15 protein-coding genes are annotated in these 18,513 nt (G+C 47.9%); 8 read left to right on the forward strand and 7 right to left on the reverse strand.

From position 1 onward, the window contains the following. Positions 1-44 precede the first annotated feature (44 nt). The 8 genes from ACX0G9_RS10750 (at position 45) to ACX0G9_RS10785 (ending at position 8,493) form a co-directional block, all read left to right on the forward strand. Entirely contained in the window at positions 45-476 is a 432-nt protein-coding gene (locus ACX0G9_RS10750; protein WP_459064899.1) for an Hsp20/alpha crystallin family protein, read from the forward strand. 320 nt (positions 477-796) lie between these two features. Continuing rightward, positions 797-1,555 (forward strand): phage tail protein, encoded by a 759-nt coding sequence (locus tag ACX0G9_RS10755; protein WP_459064900.1) that lies wholly within the window; start codon positions 797-799, stop codon positions 1,553-1,555. A gap of 83 nt (positions 1,556-1,638) precedes the next feature. After that, a complete protein-coding gene (locus ACX0G9_RS10760; RefSeq protein WP_459064901.1) occupies positions 1,639-2,403 on the forward strand; it encodes a phage tail protein in 765 nt (254 codons plus the stop codon). A 40-nt stretch (positions 2,404-2,443) separates the two neighbouring features. After that, entirely contained in the window at positions 2,444-3,223 is a 780-nt protein-coding gene (locus ACX0G9_RS10765) for a tail fiber protein (protein WP_459064902.1), read from the forward strand. Between the two features lie 53 nt (positions 3,224-3,276). Then, complete coding sequence (locus tag ACX0G9_RS10770; RefSeq protein ID WP_459064903.1) at positions 3,277-5,187, forward strand: S8 family serine peptidase; 1,911 nt, start codon at positions 3,277-3,279, stop codon at positions 5,185-5,187. A gap of 36 nt (positions 5,188-5,223) precedes the next feature. Continuing rightward, positions 5,224-6,675: a T9SS type A sorting domain-containing protein gene (locus ACX0G9_RS10775; protein WP_459064904.1), complete on the forward strand. Its 1,452-nt coding sequence runs from the start codon at positions 5,224-5,226 to the stop codon at positions 6,673-6,675. 102 nt (positions 6,676-6,777) lie between these two features. After that, entirely contained in the window at positions 6,778-7,671 is an 894-nt protein-coding gene (locus ACX0G9_RS10780; RefSeq protein WP_459064905.1) for an ABC transporter ATP-binding protein, read from the forward strand. 18 nt (positions 7,672-7,689) lie between these two features. Continuing rightward, the gene (locus ACX0G9_RS10785) at positions 7,690-8,493 is read left to right on the forward strand and encodes an ABC transporter permease (RefSeq protein WP_459064906.1); all 804 of its coding nucleotides are present in this window, start codon (positions 7,690-7,692) and stop codon (positions 8,491-8,493) included. 8 nt (positions 8,494-8,501) lie between these two features. On the opposite strand, the gene ACX0G9_RS10790 is transcribed toward ACX0G9_RS10785, so the two are convergent. The 7 genes from ACX0G9_RS10790 to ACX0G9_RS10820 form a co-directional block, all read right to left on the reverse strand. Next, positions 8,502-9,485: a TIGR01777 family oxidoreductase gene (locus ACX0G9_RS10790; protein ID WP_459064907.1), complete on the reverse strand. Its 984-nt coding sequence runs from the start codon at positions 9,483-9,485 to the stop codon at positions 8,502-8,504. A gap of 332 nt (positions 9,486-9,817) precedes the next feature. Continuing rightward, entirely contained in the window at positions 9,818-11,848 is a 2,031-nt protein-coding gene (gene ftsZ / locus ACX0G9_RS10795) for a cell division protein FtsZ (protein ID WP_459064908.1), read from the reverse strand. 118 nt (positions 11,849-11,966) lie between these two features. Next, positions 11,967-13,343 (reverse strand): cell division protein FtsA, encoded by a 1,377-nt coding sequence (ftsA, locus tag ACX0G9_RS10800; RefSeq protein ID WP_459064909.1) that lies wholly within the window; start codon positions 13,341-13,343, stop codon positions 11,967-11,969. Positions 13,344-13,402: 59 nt separating this feature from the next. Then, complete coding sequence (locus tag ACX0G9_RS10805) at positions 13,403-14,530, reverse strand: cell division protein FtsQ/DivIB (RefSeq protein WP_459064910.1); 1,128 nt, start codon at positions 14,528-14,530, stop codon at positions 13,403-13,405. A gap of 14 nt (positions 14,531-14,544) precedes the next feature. Beyond that, positions 14,545-15,987 (reverse strand): UDP-N-acetylmuramate--L-alanine ligase, encoded by a 1,443-nt coding sequence (gene murC / locus ACX0G9_RS10810; RefSeq protein WP_459064911.1) that lies wholly within the window; start codon positions 15,985-15,987, stop codon positions 14,545-14,547. 26 nt (positions 15,988-16,013) lie between these two features. Beyond that, entirely contained in the window at positions 16,014-17,171 is a 1,158-nt protein-coding gene (murG, locus tag ACX0G9_RS10815; RefSeq protein WP_459064912.1) for an undecaprenyldiphospho-muramoylpentapeptide beta-N-acetylglucosaminyltransferase, read from the reverse strand. Positions 17,172-17,213: 42 nt separating this feature from the next. Further along, positions 17,214-18,443 (reverse strand): FtsW/RodA/SpoVE family cell cycle protein, encoded by a 1,230-nt coding sequence (locus tag ACX0G9_RS10820; RefSeq protein WP_459064913.1) that lies wholly within the window; start codon positions 18,441-18,443, stop codon positions 17,214-17,216. Positions 18,444-18,513: the final 70 nt, after the last annotated feature.

Here is an 18,513-nt window from a genome sequence, read left to right on the forward strand (position 1 = left end):
ACCTCTGTAGACATTCTATTTTTTTAATTTTAAAAGAAACAAACATGGACTACAATCAGTCATGGGCCGCAAAAGGCCGCCAGGATCATTATGGGCACCACGGACCCTATGGCCGGCACGGGAACAGGAACCAACACCTGTCTACCAGATCGATGCAAAGAGCATCCGTAAACGTTTACAGGACAGGCACCAGTTATGAAATGCTGGTATTTGCTCCGGGCCGGATCAAGGAACATTTTCATCTGGAGTTAAAAGGAAAGGAACTTACCATTTCCTATACTCCCCCGGAAGGATTTCAGAGACCGGAATGGATCATGCGTGAATACAGCCGGGGAGGGTTCCTGCGAACCTTTGCCCTGGATGAATCCGTAGACTCCGCAAATATTACGGCAAAATACGTGGATGGGGTATTGGAAGTGAGCCTGCCGCTTATTGCCGGCCAGGAAGGGGTACAACAGGAAATACCCATCAGTTAGTTGTCAGCTGGCCGTCCCAAAAGGAATAAAACGCGCTGACAAAACATCAAAAGGGGCTGCTCCGGAAAACCGGGGTGGCCCTTTTTACATTAACATATTCCGATTTTTTAATCTGCGTTTTTAATTATACATTTAATCCGTTATTCATCTTACTCATCCAATTTCCTACGCACGCTGCCCGTCAACCCGTCGCATCATTGCCCGACAACATCTGTCTGTTATCGCAGTTAGTTTTTGAATCTGATTATTTCCCGTACAGACTGCCCTGCTGTACCTGCCCGTCGCATGAACCAACGCTCATCACCAGAAAAATGGAATTTATGTATTCACTATTTACCAAAACTGTACTTCTGTCGGTCCTTATCATTTGCGGCCGTCCGGCATTCAGTCAGACTTCCATAGGGACCAACCCTCCGGATCCAAATGCAATGCTCGATATTCAATCTACGACGAAGGGTGTTTTACTCCCCGTTTTATCGGCAGGTCAGTTAGCCACGCTGGCGGGAACCCTTACCGCTGCAGAAAAAGGCATGCTGGTTACGAATGCCACGACAGGAAAGCCCCTGGAATGGAATGGCGGAGAATGGGTGGATATTGCCAATCTATCCGCCAATCCTCCCCTGGTGGTTAGTAGTACCAATCAAATCTCTTTTAATCCGGGTACCCAGGCGGGTGACCTGATCACCTGGGATGGAAATAACTGGGTAAATATGCAGCCGGCCCATCACTTTACCTTTACCGTGGAAAACAGGCAGCCCTGTCTGGCGCTTAACTTTTGTATTGCCATGACGGGTATTTTTCCCGCACGCAGCGATCCGTTCTTAAGCCAGATCCAGATCTTCCCTTTTAATTTTCCTCCGCACGGATGGGCATTTTGTAATGGGCAAATCCTGTCCATTTCACAAAATACAGCCTTGTTTTCCTTGTTAGGTACCAATTACGGAGGGAATGGGGTATCTAATTTCGCCTTGCCGGATCTTCAGGGAAGGACGCCGCTTAAATTCGGACAGGGGCCCGGGCTTTCGGATTATATCCAGGGAGAGACGGGAGGAACGGAGAGTGGAACAATCTCGCAATAACCATCTTGCAATAATTATCCCACCATAAGGAAATACAATCTATCCTAACCATTCAGAATTCCTTTTTTCTAAATAAAGAAATTATGAAACAAACGTTGATCTCTCTTTTATTAATTGCGGTCCTTCCCACGCTGGCCCTGGCGCAGGTTGGCATCGGCACGAACAATCCCGATCCGAATGCCGCCCTGGATATGAGCGCCAGCCAGAAAGGATTATTACTTCCCCGTCTGACCACGGCACAGCAAACGACTTTGTTCGGCTCACTGGGACCGGCTCAAACCGGTATGATGGTGACGGACGCCGCTTCCGGTAAAACGATCTACTGGAACGGTACCGGCTGGAAGGATCATTCAAACCTGGCCACCCCAATCACCGCTAACGCGCCGCTGACTATCAGCAGCACCAATATCGTATCGCTGAATCCGGGAACAGCTGCCGGAGATCTCCTTACCTGGGATGGAAATAACTGGGTAAATACGCAGCCGGCGAATCAGCCCTTTACGGTGAACGTGAGTAATATTCAACCCTATCTTACCCTTAACTATTGTATAGCCCTGGTAGGTATTTTCCCAAGTCCTAATGAACCTTTTCTATCGGAGATCGATCTGTTCAGTTTTGCTTTTCCACCTAAGGGTTTTGCATTATGTAACGGACAAATACTTCCCATCAATCAGAATCAGGCGCTGTTCTCCCTGATGGGCACTACTTATGGTGGAAACGGCGTCAACAATTTTCAACTGCCCAATTTACAGGGAAGGGTTCCTGTCCATTTCGGACAGGGAGCCGGATTGTCGCCCTATGCCCTGGGAGATGTCAATGGCGTTGAAACAAATACTATTTCAAAATAGACCCTGTCTGCTCCTCTGTACTACTCCAAAACATTATTATATGCGAACTTTTTTTACCCACACTATTTTCCTGCTAATCCTGTTGACAGGTTATCAGCTAGCACAATGCCAGCAAAGCATAGGGATCGGAACGACCACTCCCGATAGTAAGGCCGCCCTGGATATTACGAGTACACAAAAAGGGGTCTTGCTGCCCCGCCTGACTCCGGCTCAAATTACGACGCTGACCGGTATCCTAACGCCCGCTGAAATGGGAATGATGGTGGTGGACGCTACGACAGGAAATTTAGTCACCTGGTCGGGATCCTCGTTTCAGGCCCCTTCCACCGGAACTGCCTTTACCGCAAAAACGCCATTATCCGTTACCAGTAATAAGGTCAGTCTTAACCCGGGTACACAGGCAGGAGATCTGATCACCTGGGATGGAACGAACTGGGTAAATGCCCAACCGGCGCCTTTGCATTTTTCACACACCATAGATAACCGGCAGCCCTACCTGGCTCTAAACTATTGCATTTCCTTATTCGGAATCTTCCCTTCACAAAATGACGCGGCACAGCCTTATGTTGGCGAGATCTTTCTCCTGGGCTGCAATTTTGCACCCGTTGGATGGGCATTTTGCGATGGTCAGCTCCTAGCCATTTCAGACAATCAGGTCCTTTTTCAACTGATCGGCACTACCTATGGTGGAGATGGTCAAAATACCTTTGGCATTCCCGATCTGCGTGGCCGGCTCCCCATCCACCAGGGAAACAATGGTAGCTCTAATTATATTATCGGTCAGGCCTCGGGGACTGAACAAAAAATCTTTGCGCATTAAAATACTTTAACCACTCCCTATAAACTCACTTCTAAACTCACTATATCATTACTGTGAACCAACCATATTGTTCTGCTAAAATAACCATCCCTTCATCTGCTTTTTCAAGGCTCCTGTTGGTATGGATAGGCTGCCTGCTTATCCATACAACCCGTTCACAGCAAACCTTACCCATAAATCAATCCCATTCCGTCAGCCCATCCAATCAATGGGCCTGGAATGCCATCAACCTCCCGTCATCTTTACATTTCCTAAATCTGAAAAAATCGTTGAAGGTCGCTATTATAGATGATGGTTTTGATATCGACAATCCCTTATGGGCGTCAAATATTGCCCGAAATGCAAAGGAAATACCCGGTAATAATATCGACGATGACCATAATGGAAAAACAGATGATTACGAAGGCTGGGACTTCGGGGATAATGACGAAGAAGTGAGACCAGATCCAAAATATCTGAAACAGGAATCGCATGGAACAAAAGTATTGGGAATATTTTGGGAAGTGTTACAACTGGTATCGGATGGTGACCTTTCTGCTATCCATATCCTTCCCATAAAAGCGGTATCGGATCAAAAAATGAATAATTATTTGAAGGAAGGGTATAACGGAATTGAATACGCTATTGAGCAAAAGGCCGATATTATTCTCTGCAGCTGGTCCGGTTCCTTCATTGCCCCGGAGGAAAAAGCCATAATGGCAAAGGCGCAGGCAGCAGGAATAATGATCATTGCTGCTGCCGGCAATTTCTATTATATGCAACCGCAATATCCCGGAGCTATTCCTTCAGTCATCAATGTCGCCGCAACAGACAGGACAGGGGCCAAATTAAAATTATCCAATTATGGAAGTTTCGTGGATATCAGTGCTCCCGGCGACTCCCTGTTCACCTTTAGCCCTTACCAAAAAACAGCAGCATCCTATGTATCGGCTACCTCGGCCGCCACTCCGGTAGTAGCGGCTGTTGTCGCGGCAATCCGATCCGCCTGCCCCGATCTTTCGCCCAGGGATATAGAGCGTCTGATCAAGAATACGGCCTCTCCCCTGGAAGATAAGAATCCTTTATACGCGGGCAATTTAGGGGCGGGTTTGTTGAATGTTTCCGGGATCCGGGAAGAATTGGAAAAGACCGGACTGAGATATCCGATGACGACAAAGGACAGGTTGACAAAAAAAGAGCAGGGGCATTTATTTCGCCAACCGAAAGCCTTCATAGATCTTCAAACCCTGGCCACGGAACAACCTGTTCGAATCGTTCCCGGCGGGAAATACAAAAACATAAAATTCTTTTTACAAACTTCCCCGCCTTTTGCAACCCTATCACCAACAAGGGCAACCCCACATTTACGACAGGAGACTCATCTTCCGGATATACGGGTCTCTATTTTTAAGGAAGGTTTATCCAGGGACACCCTGCTAAAAAAAGATCGCCTGAAATATCCTTTTATTGTCACGGCCGATTCGATCTATTTATTCAATACCCATCCTGTGGCCGCTGCCGTTGCGCCCCCGGTTGGCCAATATGCCGCCTATCACGCCAATTCCACCAACAGACCGGCCCCTATTCAGGACGCCTGGTGGTATTATGAAGTAACTACTATCGACTCCAGCACTTTATTCTGCGGAAATACGATTACAGAAATTACCGGGGCGGAAGGAATACTGGAAGACGGCAGCGGAACGCTGAATTATACGGGCAGGAATGATTGTAAATGGCAGCTCACCGTTCCGGAAGGAAAAAAGATCCAATTATCTTTTGAAGAGTTCGATACGGAACCAAAGATCGATCAGGTCTATATCTTTAACGGGACCACGACCAAGGATCCGATCCTTGCCATTTTCAGCGGCCATAAGATCCCTCCAACAGTAAAAAGCTGGGGGAATACGGTTTTGATCTGGTTCCTGACAAGCGAGGAAAATAACTTTAAGGGTTGGAAATTGCACTATCAGGCTGTCGACAAATAAGTTAAGATTAAATCAAACACTTAAAAAGCGATTCGTATGAAATATGTTATACTCATTTTTACAGGGTTGTTGTGTGCGGGTTCAACCCATGCCCAGATCTACAATACCGGGATCCTTTATGTGGGCAACGCCAATACACTATCCTCCTTGGGAGACTTTACCAATACGGCGACCGCCAACTATAAAAATGATGGTACCGTTTATCTTGACGGCAATGTCAGTAATGACCAAACTTCCATGCCTGCAGGTGCAGGCACGACAATATTCAATGGTCTCAATCCCCAAACCCTGAGCGGCTCAGCCTATTTCAGAAGTTTTAACCTGACCCTCAATAATACTTCCGGCCTGACCCTCAGTAACCGGTTATCCATTGGAGATGGTATCGGAGGTACGCTGAACTTTACCGCAGGAAAGATCACTTCGGGAACGGGAACCCAGGATGTATATTTTTATCCCGGCTCCGGCTATACAGGATTTGATGCCAGCCATCATATCATCGGGTATACTACAAAGAGCGGGAATACCGACTTTACCTTTCCGATCGGTGACGGCACGAACAAGGCGGACCTGGATCTCACTGCCTTATCAGCAATTGCCGACTTTCAGGCGCTCTATACCGGCAGCGGCTTTGGGGTCTACAATACCAATGCTCCCCTGGTTACCGGAGGTGTCTCGGACAAGGAATGGTGGGATGTGCAAATTACTTCCGGATCAGCCACCGCCAGGCTGACTTTGAAATGGAACGATGCCCGTAAACCCCTGAACCACTCCGCGCCAGCCAGCCTGCTTGTCGGACATTATACAGCAGGAGCCTGGCAATCGGAAGGCGGGAGCAGCGCAGACGGAGCCGGCAGCAGTACCGGGACTGTAGGGCCCAGTAATACCATCATCAGCTTCAGCCCCTTTACCTTCGGCAGCTCAGCCGTAGCCTTACCAATCCTCCTCAGTTCTTTTACAGGTATAGAAAAAGATTGTCAGGCCCTGTTGGAGTGGACAACCGGATTGGAGGCAAATGCCGGTGGATTTGAAATCGGGCAAAGTCCGGACGGCAATACTTTTACTACCGTGGCCTTTGTCAAGGCAAACGGAACTCCGTCTCACTACCAGGCAAGCATTCCTCAGAGCATTTCACAGGATTTTTATCGTATCCGGTTAGTGGACCTGGACGGGAATTCGGCCTATAGCCCAGTCCTGACCGTGAAACTAAATTGCCTGGCACAGACGGAAGGGCTTTCCGTGTACCCTAATCCGGTAGTATCGGGAGGGAATATCGAAGTAAGATTTATTGCCTCAGATTCCAAAGGACAGGTCCGGTTGCAAATGGCAGATATAAATGGACGGATCGTTTATAACCGGCAGATACAGGTTAACAGTGGCCTCAACCTTTATACCATTCCTGGTTTTAATATGGCCAAAGGAATGTATACCCTGTTCCTGGTTGGGGATAATTGGAAAACTTCAGGAGTGAGCCTGTTAAAGACCGAATAAAAGAAATCGGCTAAGACAAAAAACAAACAGCTTTTCTTAACAGAAAAGCTGTTTGTTTTTTGTCTTATTCTGTCTACCTTACGACCCGACAACTTATACAACGTGAACAGCATCCTATCCATTCAATCGATCACCAAAAATTACGGCAGTATCAGGGCATTAAAAGAAGTTTCTTTTGAAGTACCTCCCGGATCGGTATTCGGGGTGCTTGGCCCCAATGGCAGCGGCAAAACGACCCTATTGGGAGTGGTCATGAATGTCCTGCAGCCCAATAAGGGCAGCTATTCCTGGTTTGGCGAACCTCCCTCGGAGAAACAACGCCAACGGATCGGGACCTTACTGGAAACTCCTAATTTTTATCATTATCTCTCCGGAGAAAAAAATTTACAAATTGCGGCAGCTATCAAAGGCCGTGGGAATGAGGATATTGCGCGGGTATTGGAGATCGTGAACCTGAGCGAAAGAAAACACTCCAAATTCAGCAGCTATTCCCTGGGAATGAAACAACGTCTGGCCATCGCTTCCTGTTTATTGGGTAATCCTTCCGTATTGGTCTTCGATGAACCTACCAATGGTCTTGACCCGGTGGGAATTGCGGAAACCCGTCAATTGATCCTGGATCTTTCCAGCCAGGGAAAGACCATTCTGCTGGCCAGTCATTTACTGGACGAGGTGGAGAAAGTATGTACACATGTTGCCATTTTACGAAAAGGTGAATTGCTGATGGCCGGGGATGTCAACGAAGTATTGGTAAATGAGGAGCTGGCTGAATTAGGCACGGCCGACATGAATAAACTACGCACCATCCTGGCCCTCCTGCCGGGTATGAAGCAGATAAAAGAAAAGAATCAGCATTTCCAGGTATCCTTTGAGAAAGGCGCCCTGGATCTGGCGGGTATCAACCAGGCCTGCTTCGAAAAGGGGGTCGTCCTCACCCACCTTCAATTGCGTAAAAAAAGCCTGGAAACAAAATTCATGGAACTGACCCACAAATAACGAATAAAGAACTTATTTATGCTACGATTATTACAGGTGGAGTGGATGAAAATAAAGAACTATCGTACCTTCTGGATACTGCTGGCCATCACACTGGTCAGCATCCCCGGCGTCAGTTATTTGTTCTATAACGGCTTTAGCAATACCTTCCCAAAAGTAAATGGTAAAAGTGCATTAGGTAGTCCTTTTGCCTTTCCGGATGTATGGCAGACGGTCAGCTGGAACTCATCCCTGTTATTCATTATCCCGGCCATCCTGATCATTACCCTTACTACCAATGAATTCGTGTTCAAGACCCACCGGCAGAACGTCATCGACGGCTGGAGCAGGAACCAGTTCATATCCGTCAAATTAGTTCAGGTATTTCTTTTATCGGTCCTCACCACGCTGACGGTGGCCCTGACCAGCCTGGCCTTCGGATTTATTGGCAATAAAGTCCCTGCCGAAATATCCATTTGGCAGGAAAGCCGGTTTGTCCTTTTTTATTTTGTACAAATGGTTTCTTATTCGCTCATCGCTTTCCTGCTTAGCATGCTTATTAAAAGAGCGGGGCTGGCCCTGGGGATTTTCTTTATTTACCTAATCGTAGAAAATATAGTGGTTGGTGTCCTGCGCAATTTATATAAGAGTAAGGCCGCCGATTATTTACCGGAGGAAGTAACGGACAAACTCATTCCCTTTCCCTATGCAAAAGGGATTATCTCTTCTGAAGGTCCCGGTGTTTGGGAAAGTCATATCCCAACCTATCTCCTGGTCGCCTTTCTGTACATCGTGGTCTATTGTCTCTTTACAGGAAGACGGTTTCTGAAAAGCGATCTGTAAAGGAGTGATCATCCATCTTTCTTCAACAAATTATCCAGCGCCTCGCCAATCGATGGATAAAGGAATTGGAATCCTTCCCTGCGTACTTTTTTGGAAGCGACGGTTGTACTCTTTAGTACTTCGATGCTCATTTCACCTAATACCAACTTCAGCATAAAGGAAGGGATATAGATCTGTACAAAATAATGTCCCTTGAGTCGTTTGGCCAGATCCAGGGTCAGTGTCTTGTTGTCAACAGGATGCGGAGTAACGGCATTGTATATACCATTCCATTCCGGTTGCTCGAGGGCATGCAGATAAAGCCGGCAAAGATCCCCTATATGTATCCAGCTGATCACCTGTTTTCCGCTGCCCAGGACAGCGGCCACCCCCAGCCTTACCGGTTTTTTAAATTCCGCCAGGGCACCCCTTTTGGGGCTCAGGACAATCCCGGTCCGCAGGATAACGAGACGTTTACCCGATTCAGTAACCGGTGCAATTGAATTTTCCCAAAGCCGGCAAGTCTCTCCCAGGAAGTCGTCGTCCGCAGGTGCTTCTTCAGAAAAAGGCTGAGGATTGGGAATGGAAGGATCGGGGCCATACCAGCCGATTGCCGATGCACTTACTATCGCTTTCACTTTATTCGGTACTTCTTTCAGGGCTTTAACCAGTACCGCACTACTGCGGGTACGGCTATCCATGATCTCTTGTTTACGTTTGGCGCTCCAACGCTTGTCGGCCACACCTGCCCCTGCCAGGTGAACGATAAAATCTGCCTGGCTAATGGCTTGCGGATCGATAGTTCCCTGGTCCGGGTCCCAGGTGCGCCACTCTATACCGGTTCCGGTGCTTGCCTTTCTTTTTTTATCCCCCCCGTTTTCATCTCCCACGTCCCCGCGTGACAACACGATAACCTTATACCCCTTTTCTGTCAGCATCTGACTTAGTGCTGAACCGATCAGGCCTGTACCGCCGGTAATGAGTACAGTGGATTTATTAGGTTGTTGATCCATAGACCAAAGTTAAAACTTTAAATTATAGCTAAAAGTTAAACCATTGTGTGCGTCTTTTCCAATGACAAAACCTTCAGAGGATAGTGTCTTATAAAGACGTAGTATCCTAATTAATGATTTCGTATCCCCATACCCCGTGTATTTGAAAATGGGGATTCCCAAGGGGTGCCCCCTTGGGCGCCACGCATAGGAAATTTTTTGTAAGGGCCCGGGAGACGACAAATTTCAAGGGGGAGTCCCCGGGCCCTTACAAAAAATCCCCCCGGAGAACCAGGGGGAATAAAACAACTAAAAACAAACTATGATGCTTCTGATGAAGTTCAAAAGCCGGTTTAATCGGGCCTTTTCCCATCCAGAAAGGTATTGATGGTGCTGATCTCCGTATTATTATTTTCGTCGGTCTTCACTTCATAACTGCTATAGAAATTTTCTACATTGGAGATCGTATTATACAGCTCCAGGTTACGGCGGATATAAGCGGGTACGGTTTCGAACTCGTTGTTAGGGTCAGCGGAATTAATATTAAACGACAGATTCCGTAATTTATTGATCCGCTCGGCAGCCCTTCTTTTTGGATCATCCGCCTCATCCTGCATGGCAGCATCTTCCATAGAGGGGCTGTTCATCGTATGATTTGTCGAATGATGATTAACGGAGTCTTCCTGCGATGCAGAAGAGTCCCTGAAAACCAATTCCATATCCGGAGTTTCCTCGTTCGCAGGCAACTCCTGTTTGGGTGCATTACGAACCGGTTCTTTTCCCGGTGCAGCCCTTTCAGGTTGGTAGGAATTAGAAGGGCCGGAAGGTTTTTCCACCCGGGGATCTTCGGCGTAAATATTGGAAGGCCTGGTAAGATAACCTCCTGAACTGGTGGAAGAAGGCTGGGACGCAGGCGGAAAATTATTCTCTACAGACCGGGGTTGTATTTTTTCCGGAGGAGGCGGAGCGGGAGCAGGATCGGGTTCGGAAGAAAGGACCCATTCGATCCGGGGAGCCCGGTCATTTTTTTCCTTTTGAATGTCCGAACTGGCCGTGCGCTGGTCGCCACCAGAATGCCAGGCGTCGTCCTTGCTTCTTTCTTCCTTCACCGGAAGATCCTCATTGGCAAACAGGGTGAGGGGAGTAGCGGACGGTACCGTATCCACCAGTCTGGGCTGCAAGGCATCCGGTAATGGAGCGGGCGTTGCCTGCTCCATTACCAGTGTGTCTTTTGAATTAGATACTGCTTTCGAGCCTTGCAATTCTTTTGAGCCTAACGATTCCTTTGCAATTTCAGATGTGGCAAGCACAGGCCTTTTTTCCAATTTTTGTTCTTCTGCGGGAAGACCTAAGGGCATCAGGATCTTTTCTTCTTTCTTAGGGGTGGGTTTAATACCGGTAGTTTTGACAAAAGGATCTTTATATTCAAAGCCGGTGGCGATCAGGGTTATTCCCAGATCGGCGCCCAGGGAATTATCATAACCCAGACCCATGATAACGTCCGAGCCTTCGCCGGCCTGGCTTAATAAGTAATTCTGAATAGTCTCCACCTCATCCATGGTGAATTCATGTTCCCCTTCGCAGGAATTGATATTGATGAGTATCCACTTGGCACCCCGGATATCGTTATCATTCAGCAGCGGGGAATTCAATGCCTCTTCTATAGCTCTTTGTGCACGACCTTCACCCTGAGCAGTGGCATTGCCCAATATGGCTACACCGCCGTTACGCATAACGGTGCATACATCGGCAAAATCCACATTGATCTGGCCGGTACTATTGATGACATCGGTAATACACTTGGCTGCGGTTGCCAGCACGTTATCGGCCTTGGCAAATGCCTCTTTCATTTTCAGGTTACCGAACTGGTGGCGCAGCTTATCGTTACTGATTACGAGCAGGGTGTCCACATATTGTTTCATCATTTTGATACCCTCATCGGCCTGTAACTGGCGTTTCTTGCCCTCATAGGAGAAGGGGGTCGTTATGATGCCCACTGTAAGGATACCGAGGTCCTTACATATTTTGGAAATGATCGGCGCTCCCCCGGTGCCGGTACCGCCGCCCATGCCGGCGGTGATAAAGGCCATTTTGGTATTTACTTCCAGGATCTGTTTGATCTCCTCCAGGCTTTCTTCCGTCGCTTGCCTCCCGATGTCCGGATTGGCGCCGGCCCCCAGGCCCTGTGTCAGATGGGGCCCCAGTTGTACCTTATTAGGCACGCGGCTCTGCGCAATAGCCTGCGCATCGGTGTTACAAATAATGAAATTCACCCCCTCTATGTTCTGGCTGAACATATGGTTCACTGCATTACTGCCACCACCACCCACACCAATGACCTTGATGATGGATGATTTCTCTTTCGGTAGATCAAAATGGATCATAACATTAAATTTTACGCCCTGCCAGCCACCCTTAATGGGAAGGCAAGAGAGCAATTACAACAAACTGGAACTTTATTAACGAACTTTTTTCTTACGTATTATTAATTATTACATGAGGTCAGAGCGCATGATCTTCTTCTTCCTTAAAGAGATCGATAATGCCGTCTTTGAACTTGCCCCAGAAATCCTTGATTCCTTTGCGGTTCCTGACCTTCTCCTGTTGCAGCAATTCCTGTTCCATTCCCGCCTCTTCCTGTTGAGCTTCCATTTTCTTCAGGTTATCCGGGACTTCCACTTTTTTGTAATCCTTGTCGAACTGCTTACGGTTATGCTCATAGTCGCTATAGCCTTTCAGAATAAGTCCGATACAGGTGGAATAGGTGGGTTTGGCCAGCTCTTCGATATGTCCCGAAGCCAGGTGTTCCGTTGGAAAACCGATCCTGGCATTTAGCCCGGTAACATATTCAGTCAACTGGATCAGGTGCCGCAGCTGCGATCCTCCTCCCGTCATTACGATCCCGCCATTCAACGTCTTATTATCCAGACCAACCTGTTTCAGATGGTAGGTCACGAAATCCATGATCTCACTCATTCGGGCCTGGATGATATTGGCCAGGTTCTTTACGCTGATCTCCTTAGCCGGCATACCGCGAAGACCGGGGATCGTGATATAGGCATTTGCCTTTGCTTCGTTGGACAGAGCGGATCCGAACTGGACTTTCATCTGCTCGGCCTGCGTTTTTAAAACACCCAGACCGGTCTTGATATCATTGGTGATATTTTCACCTCCAAATGGGATTACCGCGGTGTGTTTTAAAATCCCTTCATAAAAAACCGCCAGATCAGTAGTGCCGCCGCCGATATCGACGATCGCTACCCCTGCCTCCAGGTCTTCCGGTCCCATAACCGCCGCAGCCGAAGCCAGGGGTTGAAGGACCAGGTCCTTGGTCAGCAGGTTGCTTTTTTCCACCGCCCGGTTAATATTACGGATCGCGTTCTTATCACCGGTGATGATGTGGAAATTAGCCCCCACTTTTACGCCTCCATAACCGATCGGGTTAGGAATATTCTGAAAATTATCTACCGTGAATTCCTGGGGGATCACATCGATGATCTGGTCACCTGCCGGGATATATGTCTTATACTGATCGGCAATAAGCTGATCTATTTCTTTACGGGTGATTTCGTCATCCGTGTGCTGACGAACGATATCCCCCCGGGTTTGAAGACTTTTGATATGGTGCCCGGCTATACCGACATATACTTCCGTGATCTCCAGATTGGGATTGGAACTATAACAATTATCCAGAGCCATCCGGATGGCTTTAATGGTCTCGTCGATATTAAGCACCTGTCCATGTTTCACTCCATTGGAATTAGCACGTCCAAAGCCCAATATCTCCAACTTGCCGTACTCATTCTTACGACCGGCGATAGCAGCGATCTTCGTCGTCCCTATATCGAGTCCGACAATAATGGGTTGCTCGTCATTCATAGTTTAGTTTATTTTATTTGTTAGTTGTTTTTTAGTTTTTATTACTGTTTTTATTCTTTTCAGGCCCTCGCAGGCATAACTGCTTTTGGGCCAGGCATAACAGCTTTCGGGGCTGGTTTTTTGTTAACCGGAACAGGTTTCCTGATAACCAGAACCTTTTTGCCCGTGCCCGGTTTTCCTTTTCCCGACCCCGGTTTTGCTGCGCCTGCATTTGGTCGGAGGCTATCCGGTTTAGCCGGCCCACCATCAGGGATCATGTCATAGTTCGTCAGGGTTTGTTCCGTCTGGGTACTTTGCTCCAGGGGCCGGACCTGCTGCTGCCGGCCCGTATCCGGCTGCAGCTGCTGTGCCATCCGGATCATCTGCTGGATATTTTTCAATCCCTGAATCGAATCGAAACGTGTCCCTTCACTCCCTTTTTTGGTACCGACCACCTGTCCCGCATATTCCACATCGACCCGGCTGTACTTATCGAACCCTGTCTTGCTTAATACTTCTTTATAAAAAACATAGAGGCGGTGAAACTTTTTTTCATAGTCCGTTCCATCTCCGAATTCGATCAGATGATTGCCGATCGTAGGTATCAGGGTAAAATTGCCGTTAGACGAAATGTCCGCCTGTGAGATCTGGGCCATCCAAAAAGGATCATTACGGATAAATCCGCTCAGGTCACGCACCTGGAAGGCAATCGCACTATCGGAACCATGCAGCCGCCCCTTTCCAAAGGGATAACCGGTGAATACAGGAAGTTTAGCCGGAATTTTGGAGGATAAAGGCAGCTGCATCCCGCTGCTGTCGATATAAAAACTATCTCCATTTCGGGTAAAGACCCTGGCCACCGGCTCCCGCTCGATCACATTTACCCGTAATACCCCGTTATTATCAAAGAACAATTGCGCATCCCGGATCCAGACATTTTTTTCAAGGGTAGTTTCCATTCGCCCCAGATCGAAGGAAAGCGTTGGCTTGTTCTGCCATTTTCCCGCTCCCGCCGATGCCAATATCACTTCTATCTCTTTTTTGTCAATAAACCATTCGCCCTTTGGTCCGCTGATCTCGATCTTATAGCCTTTGCAGACTTTGTTGTTCCGGTAATTGATCGCCGCAGCCAGCAATACCAGCACACCGATCCCAACGATGCACCACATCGTCAAAAAAACAATCCGGCTTATACTGACCTTTGCCATTTACTAATTTATAATCAACCTTCCTTTAATACCTTACCGATAGGTTCCACCAGGGTATCGATATCCCCTGCTCCCGCTGTAATCACTAATTCCAGATCATCTCCATGTAATACCTTATCCGTCAAAATCTTCAATAGCTCTTCTTTATCACAAACCGTCGCTTTTCCTTTATCCATCAGGGCAACGATTATTTCGCTGGTCACCCCTTCAATAGGTTTTTCCCGGGCCGGGTAAATGGGCAGCAGAAAAACTTCATCGGCCAGATCCAGGCTCTCCGCAAACCCCGCCGTAAAATCCCGGGTCCTGGTAAACAAATGAGGTTGAAAGATCACCGTACATTTCAAACCCGGAAATAACCCTCTTGCCCCACTGATAAGCGCCCTCAACTCTTCCGGATGATGCGCATAATCATCGATATATAACCGTCCGGTTGTTTTGACTATATACTCAAATCTTCTTTTTACTCCCCGGAAAGCCTCCACCGCCTGTTTTATCTTCTCATCGGTTATACCCAGTTGGTGTGCCACTCCGATGGCAACCGTAACATTCTCCACATTATGCATTCCCCCCATATTCAACACGATCTTATCCAGGGACCAATCCTCTGTCTTCACCCCGAACATATAACTGCCTTCCTTCATCGTAATCCCGGTCGCACAGATATCAGGACTACCATCATTGCCATCATTTCCTTCATTGGCATCCTTGTTTTCCGTCGCATTCCGGCTGCCGGCCGGTCTTCCTTCCAATCCATAGGTCAGGTGCCGGTCTCCTTTCAATTCTGCATTCCGGGCCAGCCCCTTTTTGCTCAACAACAAACCTCCGGGTTTCACTTTACCGGAAAATTCGATGAATGCCTTTTCCACCTCGTCAGCCGTTCCATAGATATCCAGGTGATCGGCATCCATGGCAGAAATAACCGCGATATCGGGAAACAGACGCAAAAAACTCCGGTCATATTCATCTGCCTCCACCACACATACATTGCGGGGGTCGCTCCAGAAATTACTGTTATAATTCACGGCGATCCCGCCCAGAAATGCGTTGCACCCATATCCGCTATGCCGCAGGATATGCGCGATCATGGTTGTTATGGTCGTCTTCCCGTGTGTCCCTGCCACACAGATATTAAAAGAACTCCTGGTGATCACACCCAACACTTCACTACGTTTCAACAGCGGGTACTGGTGCTGCTGATAAAACTGCAATTCTTTATGATCCTTAGGAACGGCGGGCGTATATACCACCAGATCCACATCCTTCGGAGCCTGCGTCACCTTGTCTTCATAATGGACCCCGATCCCTTCTGCGGCCAGTTGCCGGGTAAGGGCAGTGGCTGTTTTATCATAACCGCTTACTTCTTTTCCCTGGCCTTTAAAATACCTAGCCAGCGCACTCATCCCGATGCCCCCGATCCCGATGAAATAAACTTTCTTTATATCTTTTAAATCCATCATTTTTTATAACCCTTACAAATATTTGTTCAACCAATCGTTTTCAGGATCTCCCTGGCCACGATCGCATCTGCATTGGTGACCGCCAATTCCCCTATATTTTTTTTCAATTCCGTTTGCCGGTCCTTATCCTTTGAAAGAGCGATCACCGTATCGATCAACTTTTCCTTCGTTTCGGCGTCCTTTACGAACAAGCCTGCGTTTCTACCAACCAGCGCCTGCGCATTGACCGTCTGATGATCTTCGGCCGAGAAAGGAAAGGGTACGAAGATCACCGCCATTTTGGCTACACACTCCTCGGCTATGGTCATGGCTCCCGAACGGGAAATGACCAGATCGGCAGCAGCATAGGCCATTTCCATCTGTCCGATAAATTCGTTTACCCAGACATTTGTTTTTCCTTCACCTTTTTTTACATACTCAGCCGCTGTGGTCCGCCCGGTCTGCCAGATCAGTTGCAGATCGTTCTTTTCAAAATCATCCAGGCGGGCCGCTATCGCCTCATTGATACTCCGGGCTCCGAGACTTCCCCCCGTCGCCAGTACCGTAGTTTTTCCTTCTTTTAAACCAAAGAACTCCAACGCCTGTTTGCGGCTGATGGCCGATTGCACTATTGATTGCCGAACCGGGTTACCGGTAAGTAATAATTTTCCCTTCGGGAAGAACTTGTCCATACCTGTACCGGCCGTAAAAATCCGGGTCGCCTTTTTGCCCAGCAGGATATTACTCTTTCCGGCGAAGGAATTGCTTTCATGAATAAATGTCGGAATCCCCTTTGCCTGCGCATACCGCAAAACGGGAAAACTCGAATATCCTCCCACACCGACCACTGCATCCGGCATAAAAGACCGGATGATCTTCTGCACCTGAAAAAAACTCTTAATGAGCTTGAACGGTAACCAAATATTCTTTATCAAAGAACTTCTATTGAACCCTGCAATATCTATCCCCTCTATCTTATAGCCGGCCTGCGGCACCTTTTCCATCTCCATTTTCCCTTTTGCACCTACAAACAGCAGTACTACATCTGGCAACTGTTGCCTCAGGGCATTCGCAATGGCGATGGCCGGAAATATATGGCCGCCGGTACCTCCGCCTGCGATTATGATCTTCCTTCGGCCACTACCCCCCACCCCCCTAAAGGGGGAGTTTGGTAACTCGCTACTCTTTATGTTATTTTCATTCATTCAATGGTTTAATTTAAGGGTCTTCATTTTCATACTCCCCCTTTAGGGGGCTGGGGGGTGCTCATTCCTGGCCACACTTAAAATAATCCCGATGGCCAGACAGGTGAATAAAAACGAACTTCCTCCCATACTTACCAGGGGCAGCGTTACCCCGGTAACCGGAAAAAGATTCACATTAACGGCCATGTTGGCCAGGGCCTGGATCACCAGCGTAAAACTGAGACCCAAGGCCAGAAATGCTCCGAACGCAAAAGGGCATCTGCGAAAAATGCGGATGCTGCGTAATAGGAACACCAGGTAAATAAACACGATAAACGCCCCTCCGATCAATCCATATTCCTCTATGATTATCGCATAAATAAAATCCGAATAGGGATGGGGAAGGAAATTCCGCTGCTGACTGTTTCCCGGTCCCAGCCCCACGATCCCTCCTTTGGCAATGGCGATCTTAGCCTGGTTCACCTGGTAATTATCGTCATTGTTATCTTCCTTTCCTCCGCCATACATAAATGTCTCCACCCGGTTGATCCAGGTATCCACACGAACGAACAACCTGGATTTTCCTTCCGGCTTTGTTTTTTCTACCGGGGTATCTCCGCCTTTGTGACGAATCATGGCCGCCATTACCAGGATAATGACGGGAATAAGTGCCACGGCAAGGGTCAGCAATAAATGTTTTGCACTTACCCTTCCGATGAACAACAACATCAGGCTGGTTGCTCCGATCAGCAGGGCGGTGGACAAATTAGCCGGAGCGATCAGCACACAAACGATGGCGACCGGTGTGATCACCGGCAGAAAGCCTGTTTTGAAATCCTTTATATTATCCTGTTTCTTGCTCAACAGGCGGCTGAGGTACATAAATAACCCCAGTTTGGCCAGATCCGAAGTCTGGAAGGTCATATTGATGATCGGCAGACGGATCCACCGGCTTCCTTCGTTCAGTTTAACCCCAAAGAATAAGGTATACAGCAATAAGGGTATGGACAGAATGAACAAAATCCTCGCTACTTTGGAATAGATCGTATAATTTACCTGGTGTGCAAAATAGATCACCAGTACCCCAACCAGGATAAAAGCAAACTGTTTGAACAGGTAAACTTCCGTATTTCCCTTATACATCTTATAGGCCAGCAATCCGGTTGAGCTGTACACGACAAGCAATGACACTACAGCCAGCAGCACCACTGTTGTCCAGATGACCTTATCTCCCTGGGTCCTGGACCGCAAACTCCCGAAAGGAGTTCTTTCTATCGTTACCCGTTCATTCATGTATGCATTCAGGTCTTTTTTACTCTCGCTTTAGGGGGTTGGGGGGTTACAGATCCTTCACCGCGTCCTT

Source organism: Flavitalea flava, assembly GCF_054461575.1.

Excerpts from the sequence above, each read along its gene's own strand:
- ACX0G9_RS10750 (WP_459064899.1), top strand. The coding sequence starts at position 45 with ATGGACTACAATCAGTCATGGGCCGCAAAAGGCCGCCAGGATCATTAT.
- ACX0G9_RS10755 (WP_459064900.1), top strand. The coding sequence starts at position 797 with ATGTATTCACTATTTACCAAAACTGTACTTCTGTCGGTCCTTATCATT.
- ACX0G9_RS10760 (WP_459064901.1), top strand. The coding sequence starts at position 1,639 with ATGAAACAAACGTTGATCTCTCTTTTATTAATTGCGGTCCTTCCCACG.
- ACX0G9_RS10765 (WP_459064902.1), top strand. The coding sequence starts at position 2,444 with ATGCGAACTTTTTTTACCCACACTATTTTCCTGCTAATCCTGTTGACA.
- ACX0G9_RS10775 (WP_459064904.1), top strand. The coding sequence starts at position 5,224 with ATGAAATATGTTATACTCATTTTTACAGGGTTGTTGTGTGCGGGTTCA.
- ACX0G9_RS10785 (WP_459064906.1), top strand. The coding sequence starts at position 7,690 with ATGCTACGATTATTACAGGTGGAGTGGATGAAAATAAAGAACTATCGT.
- ACX0G9_RS10790 (WP_459064907.1), bottom strand. The coding sequence starts at position 9,485 with ATGGATCAACAACCTAATAAATCCACTGTACTCATTACCGGCGGTACA.
- ftsZ (WP_459064908.1), bottom strand. The coding sequence starts at position 11,848 with ATGATCCATTTTGATCTACCGAAAGAGAAATCATCCATCATCAAGGTC.
- ftsA (WP_459064909.1), bottom strand. The coding sequence starts at position 13,343 with ATGAATGACGAGCAACCCATTATTGTCGGACTCGATATAGGGACGACG.
- ACX0G9_RS10805 (WP_459064910.1), bottom strand. The coding sequence starts at position 14,530 with ATGGCAAAGGTCAGTATAAGCCGGATTGTTTTTTTGACGATGTGGTGC.
- murC (WP_459064911.1), bottom strand. The coding sequence starts at position 15,987 with ATGATGGATTTAAAAGATATAAAGAAAGTTTATTTCATCGGGATCGGG.
- murG (WP_459064912.1), bottom strand. The coding sequence starts at position 17,171 with ATGAATGAAAATAACATAAAGAGTAGCGAGTTACCAAACTCCCCCTTT.
- ACX0G9_RS10820 (WP_459064913.1), bottom strand. The coding sequence starts at position 18,443 with ATGAATGAACGGGTAACGATAGAAAGAACTCCTTTCGGGAGTTTGCGG.